This window comes from Streptomyces sp. NPDC007095, assembly GCF_040634475.1.
Lineage (GTDB): Bacteria > Actinomycetota > Actinomycetes > Streptomycetales > Streptomycetaceae > Streptomyces.
In genome coordinates, this window is record NZ_JBEYFS010000159.1 from 16,410 (window position 1) to 29,822 (window position 13,413).

General features: G+C 69.9%; 10 protein-coding genes, 1 tRNA gene and 1 pseudogene. 7 read left to right on the forward strand and 5 right to left on the reverse strand.

The features are described from left to right. Positions 1 to 172: 172 nt before the first annotated feature. A complete protein-coding gene (locus ABZ656_RS39515) occupies positions 173 to 661 on the reverse strand; it encodes a heme-degrading domain-containing protein (protein ID WP_360274863.1) in 489 nt (162 codons plus the stop codon). Beyond that, positions 658 to 1,737, reverse strand: a complete 1,080-nt coding sequence (locus tag ABZ656_RS39520; RefSeq protein WP_360274866.1) for a Gfo/Idh/MocA family oxidoreductase — start codon at positions 1,735 to 1,737, stop codon at positions 658 to 660. Before ABZ656_RS39520 ends, ABZ656_RS39515 begins: the two co-directional genes overlap by 4 nt. 48 nt (positions 1,738 to 1,785) lie before the next feature. Here ABZ656_RS39520 and ABZ656_RS39525 point away from each other — a divergent pair, with 48 nt between their 5' ends. From ABZ656_RS39525 to ABZ656_RS39555, 7 genes and pseudogenes are all read left to right on the forward strand, one after another. After that, positions 1,786 to 2,991 (forward strand): ROK family transcriptional regulator, encoded by a 1,206-nt coding sequence (locus ABZ656_RS39525; RefSeq protein WP_360274869.1) that lies wholly within the window; start codon positions 1,786 to 1,788, stop codon positions 2,989 to 2,991. Positions 2,992 to 3,214: 223 nt separating this feature from the next. Next, a complete protein-coding gene (locus tag ABZ656_RS39530) occupies positions 3,215 to 4,228 on the forward strand; it encodes a hypothetical protein (protein WP_360274872.1) in 1,014 nt (337 codons plus the stop codon). Between the two features lie 47 nt (positions 4,229 to 4,275). Further along, positions 4,276 to 4,644, forward strand: a pseudogene (locus ABZ656_RS39535) (GntR family transcriptional regulator); the annotation flags it as partial. 240 nt (positions 4,645 to 4,884) lie between these two features. After that, positions 4,885 to 5,664 (forward strand): HAD-IIA family hydrolase, encoded by a 780-nt coding sequence (locus ABZ656_RS39540; RefSeq protein WP_075029148.1) that lies wholly within the window; start codon positions 4,885 to 4,887, stop codon positions 5,662 to 5,664. 126 nt (positions 5,665 to 5,790) lie between these two features. Further along, entirely contained in the window at positions 5,791 to 6,399 is a 609-nt protein-coding gene (locus ABZ656_RS39545) for a hypothetical protein (protein WP_101404973.1), read from the forward strand. Positions 6,400 to 6,412: 13 nt separating this feature from the next. Next, on the forward strand, positions 6,413 to 7,078 hold the full coding sequence (locus tag ABZ656_RS39550) for a class F sortase (protein WP_101408098.1): 666 nt from the start codon (positions 6,413 to 6,415) through the stop codon (positions 7,076 to 7,078). A gap of 327 nt (positions 7,079 to 7,405) precedes the next feature. Further along, the gene (locus ABZ656_RS39555; protein WP_101404974.1) at positions 7,406 to 8,422 is read left to right on the forward strand and encodes a glycoside hydrolase family 6 protein; all 1,017 of its coding nucleotides are present in this window, start codon (positions 7,406 to 7,408) and stop codon (positions 8,420 to 8,422) included. Positions 8,423 to 8,538: 116 nt separating this feature from the next. On the opposite strand, the gene ABZ656_RS39560 is transcribed toward ABZ656_RS39555, so the two are convergent. From ABZ656_RS39560 to ABZ656_RS39570, 3 genes are all read right to left on the reverse strand, one after another. Then, positions 8,539 to 10,476: a kelch motif-containing protein gene (locus ABZ656_RS39560; RefSeq protein WP_360274876.1), complete on the reverse strand. Its 1,938-nt coding sequence runs from the start codon at positions 10,474 to 10,476 to the stop codon at positions 8,539 to 8,541. After that, positions 10,473 to 12,461 (reverse strand): glycosyltransferase family 2 protein, encoded by a 1,989-nt coding sequence (locus tag ABZ656_RS39565; RefSeq protein ID WP_101404976.1) that lies wholly within the window; start codon positions 12,459 to 12,461, stop codon positions 10,473 to 10,475. The genes ABZ656_RS39560 and ABZ656_RS39565 overlap by 4 nt, the downstream gene beginning before the upstream one ends. Positions 12,462 to 12,952: 491 nt before the next feature. Beyond that, positions 12,953 to 13,026: transfer RNA gene (locus tag ABZ656_RS39570), tRNA-Lys, on the reverse strand. Positions 13,027 to 13,413: the final 387 nt, after the last annotated feature.

The window sequence follows — 13,413 nt, forward strand, 5'->3', positions numbered from 1 at the left end:
ACCCTCGCTTCCAAGGCGGCGCAGTTCCCCGTGCCCGTGAAGACGTGACGTCACCCTCGTTTTCAAGGCGGCGCAGTTCCCCGCGCCCGTGAATGAACGCGCAGTTCCCCGCGTCCCAAAAGAACGCGCAGTTCCCCGCGCCCCTGAAAAGACAGGGGCGCGGGTGTGGGGCCTAGCTTTCCAGGAACTGTTGGAGCGCCTTGACGACCATGGCGTGGTCTTCCAGTTGGGGGAGGCCCGAGACGACCACCGTGCCGATGACGCCCGCGCCCTCGACCGTGAGGGGGAACGCGCCGCCGTGGGCCGCGTAGGTGTCGGGGTCGAGGCGGGAGGAGGCCTCGAAGGTGGTGCCCTTGGCGCGGAAGCGGGTGCCGACGAGGAGCGAGGAGCAGCCGTAGCGCTCGACGACGCGGCGCTTGCGGTCGATCCAGGCGTCGTTGTCCGGGGTCGAACCGGGCAGGGCCGCGTGGAAGAGCTGCTGGCCGCCGCGGCGGATGTCGATGGCGACCGGAGCGGCGGCCTCGCGGGCCATGCTCACGAGCAGAGTGCCCAGGGTCCACGCGTCGTCGTACGTGAAGTGGGGGAGTACCAGTTGCCGCTCCTGGGACTCCAGTTCCGTGATCTGTTCCGCGAGCGGCCGCACGGTGTCCTCGGTGCTCACAGGGACACCGCCGTGCCCTCGGTGGCGGAGCGGCGGGCCGCCTCCAGGACGTCGAGGGCGGCCGCGGCCTCCTGCGCGGTGACCGGGTTCGGGGCGCCGTCGCGGAGAGCGGCGGCGATGGCCGCGTAGTACGCGGGGTACGCGCCGGGGAGCGTGGGCTCGGGGCGGCCGCCGCCCGTGAGCGGGGACTCGCCGGAGCCGACGCGGCCCCACAGGGACTCGGGCTCGGCACCCCACTCGGCGGTCGCGCCGGGACGCCTGCCCTCGCGCAGGTCCGCCTCCTGCGGGTCGAGGCCGTACTTCACGTAACCCGCCCGCGAGCCCAGTACGCGCAGGCGCGGGCCGAGTTGGGCGGTCGTCGCGGAGACGTAGAGGTGGGAGCGGACGCCGTTCGTGTGCGTGATCGCGATGAAGGTGTCGTCGTCGGTCTGCGCGCCGGGGCGGCGGACGTCCGTCTCGGCGTACACCGAGGCCGCGGGGCCGAAGAGGACGAGAGCCTGGTCGACGACGTGGCTGCCGAGGTCGTAGAGGAGACCTCCGATCTCTGCCGGGTCGCCGGACTCGCGCCAGCCACCCTTGGGCTGCGGGCGCCACCGCTCGAAACGGGACTCGAAGCGCCATACGTCGCCCAGCTCGCCCTCGTCGAGCAGCTTGCGGAGGGTCAGGAAGTCGTTGTCCCAGCGGCGGTTCTGGAAGACGGAGAGGAGCAGGCCGCGCTCGTCCGCCAGCGCGGCCAGCTCGCGGGCCTCCGCCGCCGTACCCGCGAGGGGCTTGTCGACGACGACCGGCAGGCCCGCCTTGAGGGCTGCGGTCGCGAGCGGGACGTGGGTCTTGTTCGGGGAGGCGAGGACGATCAGGTCCAGCTCGTCGGCGCGCGCCCAGAGCTCTTCCGGCGTGGCGGCGAACGAGACTCCGTCGCCGAACTCGGCGCGGGCCTGCTCCTGCCGCTCCGGGTTCGAGGTGACGATCGTGTCCAGGGCCAGGCCCTCGGTCGTGGCGATCAGCGGGGCGTGGAAGACGGAGCCCGCGAGGCCGTAACCGACGAGGGCCACGCGGAGGGGAGGAGTACCAGTCATGAAGTCCACTTTCGCAACGCTGTTGCCAAAGTGCAAGCGCGGGGGACAATGGCGTACGTGAACAGGACCAACGCCGAGTCCGGAGTGAATCTGCTCGCCCTGCGCAGCCACAATGCCGCGCTCGTGCTCGATCTGCTGCGCACGGCCGGGGAGGGCGGCATCAGCCGGCTCGAACTCGCCGAACGCACCGGGCTGACCCCGCAGGCCGTCAGCAAGATCACCGCTCGGCTGCGGGCGGACGGGCTGGCCGCGGAGGCGGGGCGCCGCGCGTCGACCGGCGGCAAGCCGCGAACCGTGCTGCGGCTCGTGCCCGAGGCCGGGCACGCGGTCGGGCTCCACCTGGACCGCGACGAGGTGACGGTCGTGCTGTGCGACCTCACCGGCGCGGTGGTCGCCGAGCGGCGGGTTCCGCTCGATCTGGGGGCCGGGGCGGAGGCGGTCGTCGAGTCGGCGGCGGCGGAGGTCGAGGCGCTGCTCGCGGGAGCGGGGGTGTCCGTACTGGGCGTGGGCGTCGCCCTGCCGGGGCCGCTCGACCATGCCCGGGGTGTGCTGCATCGGGTCACCGGGTTTCCCGAGTGGGACGGGTTCCCGCTGCGGGATGCGCTGGCGGGGCGGCTCGGGGTGCCCGTGGTGGTGGACAAGGACACGAACGCGGCCGCGTTGGGGATCGCGGTGGTGGGGAGTGGGAGTGGGAGTGGGAGTGGAGCCGGGGCGTCGGGGGGTGTCTGCGCCGGCTCTGCCGACTCTCCCGGCTCCGTCGGCTCTACCGGCCCCTCCAGCCCTCTCGAATCCTTCGCCTATCTGCATCTCGGTACGGGACTCGGGGCGGGGCTCGTGATCGGCGGGGGCGTGCACCGGGGGGCGCGTACCGGGGCGGGGGAGTTCGGGCATCAGGTCATTCAGCTGGACGGGCCGCAGTGCGGCTGCGGCAACCGTGGCTGCATCGAGGCTCTGTGCCTCGCCGCGGTGGACCGCGGTGCCGTGGGTGAGGCGGCGCGGGTGCTCGGGGTGGGCGCCGCGAATCTGGTGGGGCTGTTGGACATCGACCTCGTGCTGCTCGGCGGGCGTACCGTCGCGGCGCATCAGGAGGCCTTCGTACGGGGCGTCGGTGCCGTTCTTGAGGAACGGGCTCGGCTGGAGGGTGTGGACGACGGGGCGGTTCCGGTGCGGGTGGCGCCCGGTGGGGCGCGTGGGGTCGCGGAGGGCGCGGCGCAGTTGCTGCTGGCGCCGTTGTTCGGGCGCGGGGAGGGCTGAGCGGCTCGGCTGTTCGGGGCGACCTCCGGGGCCGGGGGCTCGGCTGTTCGGGGGGACTTCGGGGGCCGGGCGGGGTGTGTCGCTGGCGTGGCGGGGCGGTGGGCGCCGACCGGTGTGGGACGGTCACGGGGCCGTTGCCCTGTACGCCGTCGCCCTCACTGCCCGACGCTCCCGATCCCCCTCCCGACCCCCTCCCGCCGCCCTTGATCGGCAAAGGCCCCTCATGCGACTGCGCAAGACCAGCCCCTTAGCCCTGACCGCTGTTGCCCCCGCCCTGGGCCTCGGGCTCGCACCGCTGCCCGCCGCACAGGCGCTCACGCCTCTCGGGCCCAGCGCGAGCCCCCGCCCCACCTGTGCCGCGCCCGACACCCGGGCCTTCCCGATCAAGACCCGGATCCACGGCGGTCCGGACGCCTATGACGTCGGCGGAGACTTCCGGACCTGGTACATCGACCTGACCAACACCACCGCGCACACCTGCGGCAACATCCACCCGATCGTCGTACTCGTGGACAGCAAGCGGGTGCTGCGGCCGGATCAGGCGCGGCTGGAGTTCTACGAGGGGGAGCGCACGCATCCCGTCGAGTTCGAGAAGAGCGACCAGGACGAGAACGTCGGGGCGTTCGACGACGGGTTCCCGGGGTTCACCGTCGGACCCGGCCGCACGCTCACCGTGAAGGTCCGGCTCTCCGTGACCTCCGACGCCGCGGTGCCGAACGACGTCGTCGCCAACGCGGCCGTGGTGCAGCGCCACAACAACGACGGGGACTGGGTGGGGGAGTCGAACGCGTACCGCTTCCGGATCGACGACGAGAGCAAGACGAGCGACGGCGACGTTGTGGACGCAGGGGGCACAGGGGGCACAGGGGGCACAGGGGGCACGGGGGACGGCGGGGGCAGCGGTGGCGGAGGTGACGGCGGAGGCGGCGGCGGTACGAGCGCGGCTCCCGACGCCAGCGGCACCGGCACCGGCAGTAGCACCGGTAGTAGCGCCGGTGGTGTCACCGGCACTGGCACCGGCAGCCCCACCGGCGCCGGTGACGGCGGTGACGGCGGTCGCGACGGCGGTGACCATGACGGTGACGCCGCAGGAAAGGAACGGGACGGGTCCTCGTCCGCGGACGAGCTGGCCATGACCGGGCCGCGCGGAGCCGCGCTCGCGGTGGGCGTCGCCCTGCTCGCCGCCGGAGGCGTGCTGCTGGCGGCCTCTCGCTGGTCCCGGTTCCGGCGTCGCTGATCCCTCCCACCGGCGCACCGCCCGTACCGCATCTGCGACCATCCCCCGTGGACTACCCGAACGACCAATCGCCCGGCGCCCCCGTCCGCTCCGGCATCCCGGAGCACGGCCGTATCCCGAAGTACTACGCGGTCAAGGCACACATCGCCGTGCTGATCGAGGAGTTGGGCTAAGGGGGACCCCTCCCCACCGAGCGCGATCTCGCCGAGGAGTACGAGGTCGCCCGCGAGACGGTACGGCAGGCCCTGCGGGAGCTGCTGCCCGAAGGGAAGCTGCGGCGGCAGGGGCGCGGCACGGTCGTCGCGGGACCGAAACTGGAGCAGCCGCTCTCCCTCGCGAGCTACACCGAAGGCGTACGGCGGCAGGGGCGCACGCCCGGCCGTACGTTCATCTCGCTCGACCGCTTCCCCTGCCCGCAGGCGCCGGCCACCGACGCTAACGCCATCGCCCTGAGCAAGCTCATGGACGGCGTCGCGCTCTTCGAGCCGGACTGGGCCGACAGCGACAAGAACCCGACCTCGTACGTCGAGGACTGGGAGACGGCCACGGGAAGCTGACACTCCACCCTGACTAGGCTGGGGGCGTCGGCACATCGTCGTTCCGGCGCCCCCGGATCGTGTGCGTATGTACGCCAGGACGGCAGGAGAACCAGCACCATGGCAGAACGCAAGCCCATCGAGTCGTGGCTCACCGACATGGACGGCGTCCTCATCCACGAGGGTGTGCCGATCCCCGGCGCGGACGCCTTCGTCAAGAAGCTGCGGGAGTCCGGGAAGCCGTTCCTGGTGCTCACCAACAACTCGATCTACACCGCTCGCGACCTGCACGCCAGGCTGCGGCGCATGGGCCTGGACGTGCCGGTCGAGAACATCTGGACCTCCGCGCTCGCCACCGCCAAGTTCCTGGACGACCAGCGGCCCGGCGGCACCGCGTACGTCATCGGTGAGGCGGGCCTGACCACGGCGCTGCACGACATCGGGTACGTCCTGACCGACCACGAGCCGGACTACGTGGTCCTCGGCGAGACCCGTACGTACTCCTTCGAGGCCATGACCAAGGCGGTCCGGCTGATCAAGGGGGGCGCCCGGTTCATCGCCACCAACCCCGACGAGACCGGCCCGTCCGCCGAGGGTCCGCTGCCCGCCACCGGCGCGGTGGCCGCGCTGATCACCAAGGCGACCGGCAAGCAGCCGTACTTCGCCGGCAAGCCGAACCCGCTGATGATGCGGACGGGGCTCAACGCCATCGGGGCGCACTCCGAGACCAGCGCGATGATCGGCGACCGGATGGACACGGACGTCCTGGCCGGCCTCGAGGCGGGCATGGTGACCTATCTCGTCCTCACCGGGCTGACCACCCGCGAGGAGATCGAGCAGTACCCCTTCCGGCCCTCCAGGATCGTGGACTCGATCGCGGACCTCGTCGAGCGGATATGACGCCGTCCGGACCGAGGGCCACCGGCGCGCGCCAAACCATTCGAGACCCGTTCGGAGCAGTCGGGGGCGTTTGAGGATGCGTCCAGGGGCCCGGCGGGGGAGTCTCCAGGTATCTGGAGGTTCACGATGGGTTCATGTCGACTCGCTCTCTGTGCGCGACTCACTCTCTGTGCCGGTGCGGTGCTCGCGGCGGCGTTCACTCCCGCCGCGTACGCGGCCGACGGCGGCGTCTCCGTCTCTCCCGCGTCCCCGGCCCCCGGCAGCGACATCCAGCTGCGGGCGCAGGGCTGTACGGGGACGACCGGTACCGCGGTCTCTACGGCGTTCGTCGCGGACGCGCGGCTCACCGGCCGGGGCGGGGTGCTCGTCGGTGACACCCGCGTCCGTTCGTCGGCCACGGCCGGTACCTACGCGGTCAAGGTCAGCTGTGACGGCCGCCAGGACCGGGTGACCGGCACGGTCACGGTCGCCGCGCCGGGCGGTCCGACCTCCCTGAGGTCCGCCCTCGCCGTCCCGAACGCCTTGACGTCCGCCCTCGCCGTCCCGACCGGCCCGGCCTCGCCCGTCGCCCCCGTGCACGCGGGCGGCGGCGGCACCGCGCACTTCGCCTCCGTGGACGCCCGCTCGTCGAGCCCCGGCACCAAGCACGCGGTGATCGGCCTCGTCCTCGCGAGCGCCGCCGCGGTGGCGGTCGCGGTCCGCAGCGCGCGCCGGGGCCACGACACCCGAGACTGACATGTCCGACGACATGCCCGAACACGGGCGTTCCTCCGGCGCCGGCCGGCTGCTGACCGGTGTCGCCTGGGCGGTACTGCTGCTCGGGCTGTGGCTGTGGGGCCGTGAGCTGACCGACGTACGGCTGGGGATATCGGCGCCGACGACGGGGGACATCGCGGCGGTCGGACGACCGCCCGAGGTACTGCTGCCGCCCGCGCTGAAGCCGCTGACGGACGCCGCGCCGCAGCGTATCGACATTCCCTCGATGGGGGTGCAGGCGCCGGTCGTGGGCCGCGGGCTCGACGGGCAGGGGGCGATCGATCCGCCGCCCTTCGACCAGCCGGGCGTGGTCGGCTGGTACGCCGCCGGAGTGCGGCCGGGGGCGGCCGGGACCGCGCTGTTCGTGGGGCACGTCGACACCGAGACCCGGCCTGCGGTCTTCTACAAACTCAGCACGGTACGGCCGGGGCAGACGGTCCGGGTGGTCCGCGACGACGGGACGGTCGCCGAGTTCACCGTGGACGACGTGCAGGTCTTCCCGCGCGACCACTTCGACGCCCGACAGGCGTATGGGCCACGGGAGTCGGGGCGGGCCGAGCTGCGGCTCGTCACCTGCGGCGGCACCTTCGACCGGGTGAGCCGCACCTACACCGCGAACGTGGTCGTGTCGGCGTACCTCACGGGCCGCGGACGATGAATCGGGTGACCCGCGGACGATGAACCGGGTGACCGCGGCCGGTGCCCCGGTCGCCGGTTCCACCGGGCCCGGTCGGCGGCCCGCTCCCCCAGGAGCCGCCGACCGGGCTGGTCCTCGACCGCGCGCACGGGCTGCGGGAGTAACCCGGCGGTCGGCGCGGGAGGTTCTGGGTCCGTTTGAGGCAACTCTAGGACGTATGAGCGTTCTGGCCCAGGGCCTGTCCCCGGGGCTGTAACAGCTCACCGACAAGGGATGGGCGATCTCGTGGGCGAGGCGCCACCTATGTCACGATTGACCCCAAGGACAGTGCACCCGAGGGGGAGTTGCATGTACGGCAGTAAGGGGGCCGGGGCTCGGGCGTCCGTTGCGGTGGTGGGGGCGTTGCTGGTGCTCGCGGGGTGTTCCTCCGGGGGCGGCGGCGACAAGAGCGACGGTTCCGGTTCCAAGGTCACACAACAGCCCAAGAACTCCGACCCGTTCTGGGTCAACCCGGCGGGCAACGCGGCCGAGCAGGTCGCCGCGTACGTCAAGGCGGGCAAGAAGGACGACGCCGAGCAGATCCGCAAGATAGCCGAACAGCCGACCGGCGAGTGGATCGGGCCGGAGAACCCCGAGCAGGAGGCGCGCGGTTTCACCGAGGCGGCGCAGCAGGCCGACCGGGCGGCCATCCTGGTCCTCTACAACATCCCGCACCGCGACTGCGGCCAGTTCTCGCAGGGCGGCGCGGCGGACGGCGACGCCTACAAGGCCTGGATCGACGGGGTCGCCCGCGGCATCCAGGACCGGCCCGCCACGGTGATCCTGGAGCCGGACGCCATTCTGCACCTGGTCAACCAGTGCACTCCGGCGCAGTTCCAGGAGGAGCGGTACTTCCTCCTCGAGACCGCGGTCACCAAGCTCAAGGCCCTGAAGAACACGAAGGTGTACCTCGACGCGGGCAACGCGGGCTGGGGCCACCCCGACCAGATCTTCCAGCCGCTGAAGCGGGCGGGTATCGACCAGGCCGACGGCTTCTCCGTCAACGTCTCCAACTTCTACTCGACCCAGGACTCCATCGCGTACGGCAAGCAACTGTCCGCGAAGGTCGGCGGCAAGCACTTCGTCATCGACACCAGCCGCAACGGAAACGGCCCCTACACGGTCGGCGACGCGGACGAGAACTGGTGCAACCCGCCGGGGCGCGCGCTGGGCGAGACCCCGACGACCAAGACCGCCGATCCGCTCGTCGACGCGTATCTCTGGGTCAAGCGGCCGGGTGAGTCGGACGGGGAGTGCAAGGGGGGCCCGCAGGCAGGTGACTGGTGGCCGGAGTACGCACTGAAGCTGGCCAAAGCTTCAAACTGACGGCAAGTTCCCCGCGCCCGTAGGGGCGCGGGGCTCTCACATCACGCGGCTCCGCCGGGTGGGCGCGCTCAGCCCCCACTCACCCGCAGCCCAAACCGGCCCAACCCGGCGGAGCGCTACGGCACCTTGACCCACTGCGCCTTGCTGGGGGTCCCCTGGTCGTCCGTCACGAACAGCATGTACCAACCGGACTCCACGAGATTCCGGTTCTCCGGCACGGTCACCGTGACCCCGTTCTTGGTCTTCTTGAAGTCCAGCGCGATGGAACGCTGGTCGACGTCGGTGACGTGCGTGGACGCGCTCGGCCGGATCAGCCGGGCCGTCCTGATGGTCGACGCGTGCTGCGAGGTGAACGTCGCCGAGCCGCCGCGCGCGATCGTCTTCGGGCCGCCGGTCAGATCGGGCCGCGAGTCCCGGTAGAGGTACGGCGGCGTGTAGATCTCGATGCGCTGCTCGAACGTGGCCGGTTTGGTGTTGGCCTTGTCCGCGTAGAGCGAGTTGGAGCCGAAGAACATCACCCGGCCGTCGGGCAGCAGGATCGAGCCCGAGTGGTAGTTGCGGCCCACGAGCGGATCGGCGACCCGGTCGAAGGTGTTCGACTTGGTGTTGTAGATCCGCGCCTGGAGGATGTTGGAGGCGCTGCGCCCCCGGTAGTCCTCGGAGCCGCCGGAGACGAGCACGGTGTCGTCCGGCAGGATCGAGGACTGCGGGTAGCGGGTGCCCTTCTCCAGCTCGGGGCCGTCCACGAACCTCGGGTTCTTGTCCTTGAGGTCGATCAGCCGGGTCTTCTTGCTGGACAGCTTGGACTCGCCGACCCCGCCGCCGCCGATCACCATGTACTTCTCGTCCTGCGCGGGCGGCAGCAGCACCGTGCCGGACGTCTCCATCATGTTGGGGTCGCTCAGGCCCGGCAGCTTGGTGAACTTGTTGCTGGCCACGTCCCAGATGCCGGGGTCGCGGCCCACGTTGTCCGGTCCGTAGCCCGCGTTCGAGCCCGAGTAGAACATCTCGCCGTTCTGCATCAGGGAGATCGCGGGGTAGGTCGGGAACTGGCGGATTCCCTTGGTGTACGTCCACTTCTTGGTCTTCGGGTCGAACACCTCGTTCTTGCCCGGGACCAGCTGGCCGATCTCGTCCAGACCGGAGAGGCTGAGGATCTTTCCGTCGCTCATGGTGGTGAGCGTCGGGTACCAGCGGGCCTCGTTCATCGGGTCGACCTTGATGTACTTCTCGGCGACCGGATCGAACTCGTACGCGTCCCGGATGCCCTGGAAGTCCTTCTTGTCCAGGGCGAGCTTCTGTGCGATGCCGTAGGTGTTGCGGGCGTCGGCGCCGGTCAGGCCCTGGATGCGGTAGTTGTCCTGGGTGCCCGTCTCGTACTTCTGGCCGCTGCGCTGTGCCTCGACGTAGATACGGCCGAGGCCCGGGTCGTTGCGCAGGAACTTGCCGGTCGCCTTGTCGAAGACCTTCGTCGCGCGCGGGACGAGGACCGGGTCCTTGGAGACGAACGTCTTGCCGTTCTCCTTGCCGGTGAACTTGGTGCCGGCGGGCAGCGTGATCGGCTTGTCCGGGTTCTCGTTGTGGACGACCATCAGGCCGCCCGCCTTGGTGACGTCACCCTTCAGGGTCTCGTACCGCTTGGTGCCGCCCGCGATCAGCAGATTGCCGTTGGCGAGCTGGGTGTGGCCCGTGCAGAACAGGTCGGCCGGCGTCGGGATCTTCTTGATGGTGCCCTTGACCGGGTCCCAGATCCGCGTGTCGAACTTCTTCGCGTCGAAGTTGTCCTGGTTGTTGCCCGAGCCCGCGATCAACAGGATCTTGCCGGTGTGCAGCAGGGCCGCGTGGATGGTGTTCTGTCTGTACTCCTTGGGGAACTGGATGATGTCCCAGTGCCCGTTCTTGGCTTTGTACTCGGGCTTGTTGATCGTGTACTCGTGATATTTCTCCGTGCTGAAGCGGTACACCCACGGCCCGTTCATCCCGGCCAGCGCGAGCACCACCGCCCCGCCTATCGCAAGACGTCGAGCACGGCGGCGACGGGCACCGTCTTTCATTTCTTACGTCCCCCAAGGGAAATCTGCATGGTCTGGTCATTGCCTCCGCCGCTGCCGCCGCCCTGTGCCGCCGCCCAGCTGGGCTTGTGCTGCGGTGCGTGCGGTGCGTGCGGCGCGTGTTGCTCCTGCTGGGGCGCCGAGGCCTGAGCGGGCAGCGGCACCGTCTCCTCGGGTGAGGCGGGCGGCACCGACGGCTTCTTCTTCGCCTGGCGCAGCGTCCACTGCCAGGCGAGGATCGGCGAAGCGGTGATCAGCAGGGCGAAGGAGGCCCAGGTGATCATCGCGGGGTGGGAGTGCCCGAGCAGGAGTCCGGCGACGATCGAGCCGGCGAAGACCAGGATGAAGAACAGGTGGACCCGGAAGGTCCCGAACAGTGTGTCGGGGCTGGCCGAATCCCCCTTGGGGGTCACCACGAACTTGCTCTTGCGGCGCAGCACCGCGTCCATCAGCGAGCGGGCGTAGATCGGCGCGGAGAGCGCCGACATGATCATGCCCGCCACGCCGCCCGACCCCTCGGGCTCGTGCGGGGAGACGTTGTGCCGGCGGTTCCACACGTACAGGCCGATCTGCAGCGCGGAGGCGTTGCCGTACAGCATCAGCCAGACCGTCGGGTCGATGTTCACACCGGATGCGCCCAGGCCCAGGAAGAGTGCGCAGCTGAGGGCCGCGAGGATCCAGTTGAGGGCGGACATCGGGTAGAAGATGATCATCATGGTGTAGTTGAAGAGCTTGCTCGGCGGAAGCGAGAAGAAGCCCTTCCAGTACTGCTTGAGGATCGTCTCGTAGGTGCCCCGGGACCAGCGCAGCTGCTGGGTGAAGAAGTCCGTCCAGGCGTTCGGGCCCTCGCCGACCGCGAGGACGTCCGGGGTGTAGACCGAGCGCCACTTCCTGCCCGTCGCCGGGTTCTTCGCGCGGTGCATCTCGAAGCCGGTCGCCATGTCCTCGGTGATCGAGTCGTACAGACCGCCGATCTGCTTGAGCGCCTTGATGCGTACGGCGTTGGAGGTGCCCACGAACATCGGCGCGCCGTAGCGGTTGCCGGCCCGCTGGATCAGCGCGTGGAAGAGGAACTGCTGCGACTCGGCGGCCTTGGTGATGGGGTTGTCGTAGTTGCCGTAGACCTGCGGGCCGATGACGAAGCCGACGTCCGGGTCGCGGAAGAAGCCGAGCATCCGCTCCAGGTAGTTGGGCAGCGGCACGTGGTCGGTGTCGACCGAGGCGAAGAAGTCGTACTCGTCGCCGTGCGCCTCCAGCCAGGCGTTGTAGTTGCCGTGCTTGGTCTTGGCGCGGTGCGGGCCCTTGGCCTGGTTCCACTTCGCGACGCCCTTGCGGGAGAAGTGGTGCACGCCCAGGCGCTCGCAGACCTCCTTCACCTCCGGGTCGTCACCCTCGTCGAGGAGCCAGATGTGCAGAAGACCCCGGTGGCGCAGCTTGACGGCCGCCTCCAGGGTCTTGGTCACCATGGCGAGGGGTTCCTTGCCGGGTACGAAGGAGGTGAGGAAGGCGACTCTGGTGCCGGTCTCAGGGACCACCGGGATCGGGTCGCGGGCGACCAGGGTGGCGTGCGCGTTCGACAGCACGTTCATGCAGCGGAAGAACTCGATCAGCCCGATCGAGACCAGCATCACGATGTCGAGCACCGGCAGGAAGTCGTAGGCCGGGTAGTCGCGTTCGGTCCAGTGCTCCGGCTGGAGCAGCCAGCCCAGCAGGATCAGCGACAGCAGCGGCGCGGCGCCCAGCATCAGGGCGGCTCGGATGCGGTGCGGCTCCTGGGACAGCAGCGAGCGGTACTGCACCTTGTACGGCTTGTTCGGATCGGGCTGTGTGAGGGGACCCGCGAGCCGGCTGTAGTGCTCGTAGTCGTATCTCGGCAGGGTCTTCTTGATCCTGCGGAAGTTGCTGCCGGTCCGGTGCGATGGCATCCGGAGCTGGGTCGTCTCAGACGGGTCGAAGTTCTGCCGGGCGCCCGTCGGCGTCGACGTCATGAGTCATTCCCCCCGCACGCACGTCCAGGTGCGTGTTCGTCGGTTCTTGTCGCCCGTTCGAGTCCCCCTTGACCGTCACGGACGCATGCTGGCAGGTCGGCATCACCACATCCTCCACACAACGGAGACATAGAAATGCGACCTTCCGGTTGCATGATGCCCCCCTCGGCATCGGTTCATGAACGGGGCCCCCAACCCCCCATGGTCGCAACCGGCCATACCCCCAACTGTCAGGTATCGACAGTCCCTTGAAGCCCAGGGTTCTACGGTGTTCATCATGATCGCAAGATGCGAAACGCGGTGTTAACCGGTCATACGCGCTAATTGGGACGCGTGTACGAAGATGGGGTCACCGTCCCATACGCCGGGCGCATATGCCCGGTCCGTATGTGCCCCTGTGTGCCTCTTTGCGGTGGTTGTCCCCGCGGGGGCTCGCCCCGCCCGTAAAGCCGAAGGGCCCCTCACGCTGGTGAGGAGCCCTTCGGTGTCGGTGCGCCGCCAGGGACTCGAACCCCGGACCCGCTGATTAAGAGTCAGCTGCTCTAACCAACTGAGCTAGCGGCGCCTGCTGACCTGAGAACTCTACCCGACCGGGGAGGGTGCTCCGGACCACAGGGGTGCCGTGAAGTGAGCGGTGAGGTGTCCCGGACCGGTCGAAAGTGGTCCCTGTACATCATTCGGACCGTCAACATGCGACAAGAGACGACAGTTGCGAAACTGGCGAGTGTGCAGAAGTGCGGAGATATGGACCTGTGGTGTGAGGGGAATCTCATGGACGCTCCGGTGTTCGAGGAATTCGATCCCGTGAGCGATTGCGATTGCCCCGGATGCGTGCACTGGCGGCGCGTCATTTCCCCTTCCGTACTGCCCGGGCCCGTGGGACACCCGGCGGCGCGGGGCGCGCTGCTGCTGGCCGCGGCGGGCACCGTCCTCGCCGCGGGCCAGTCGGTGC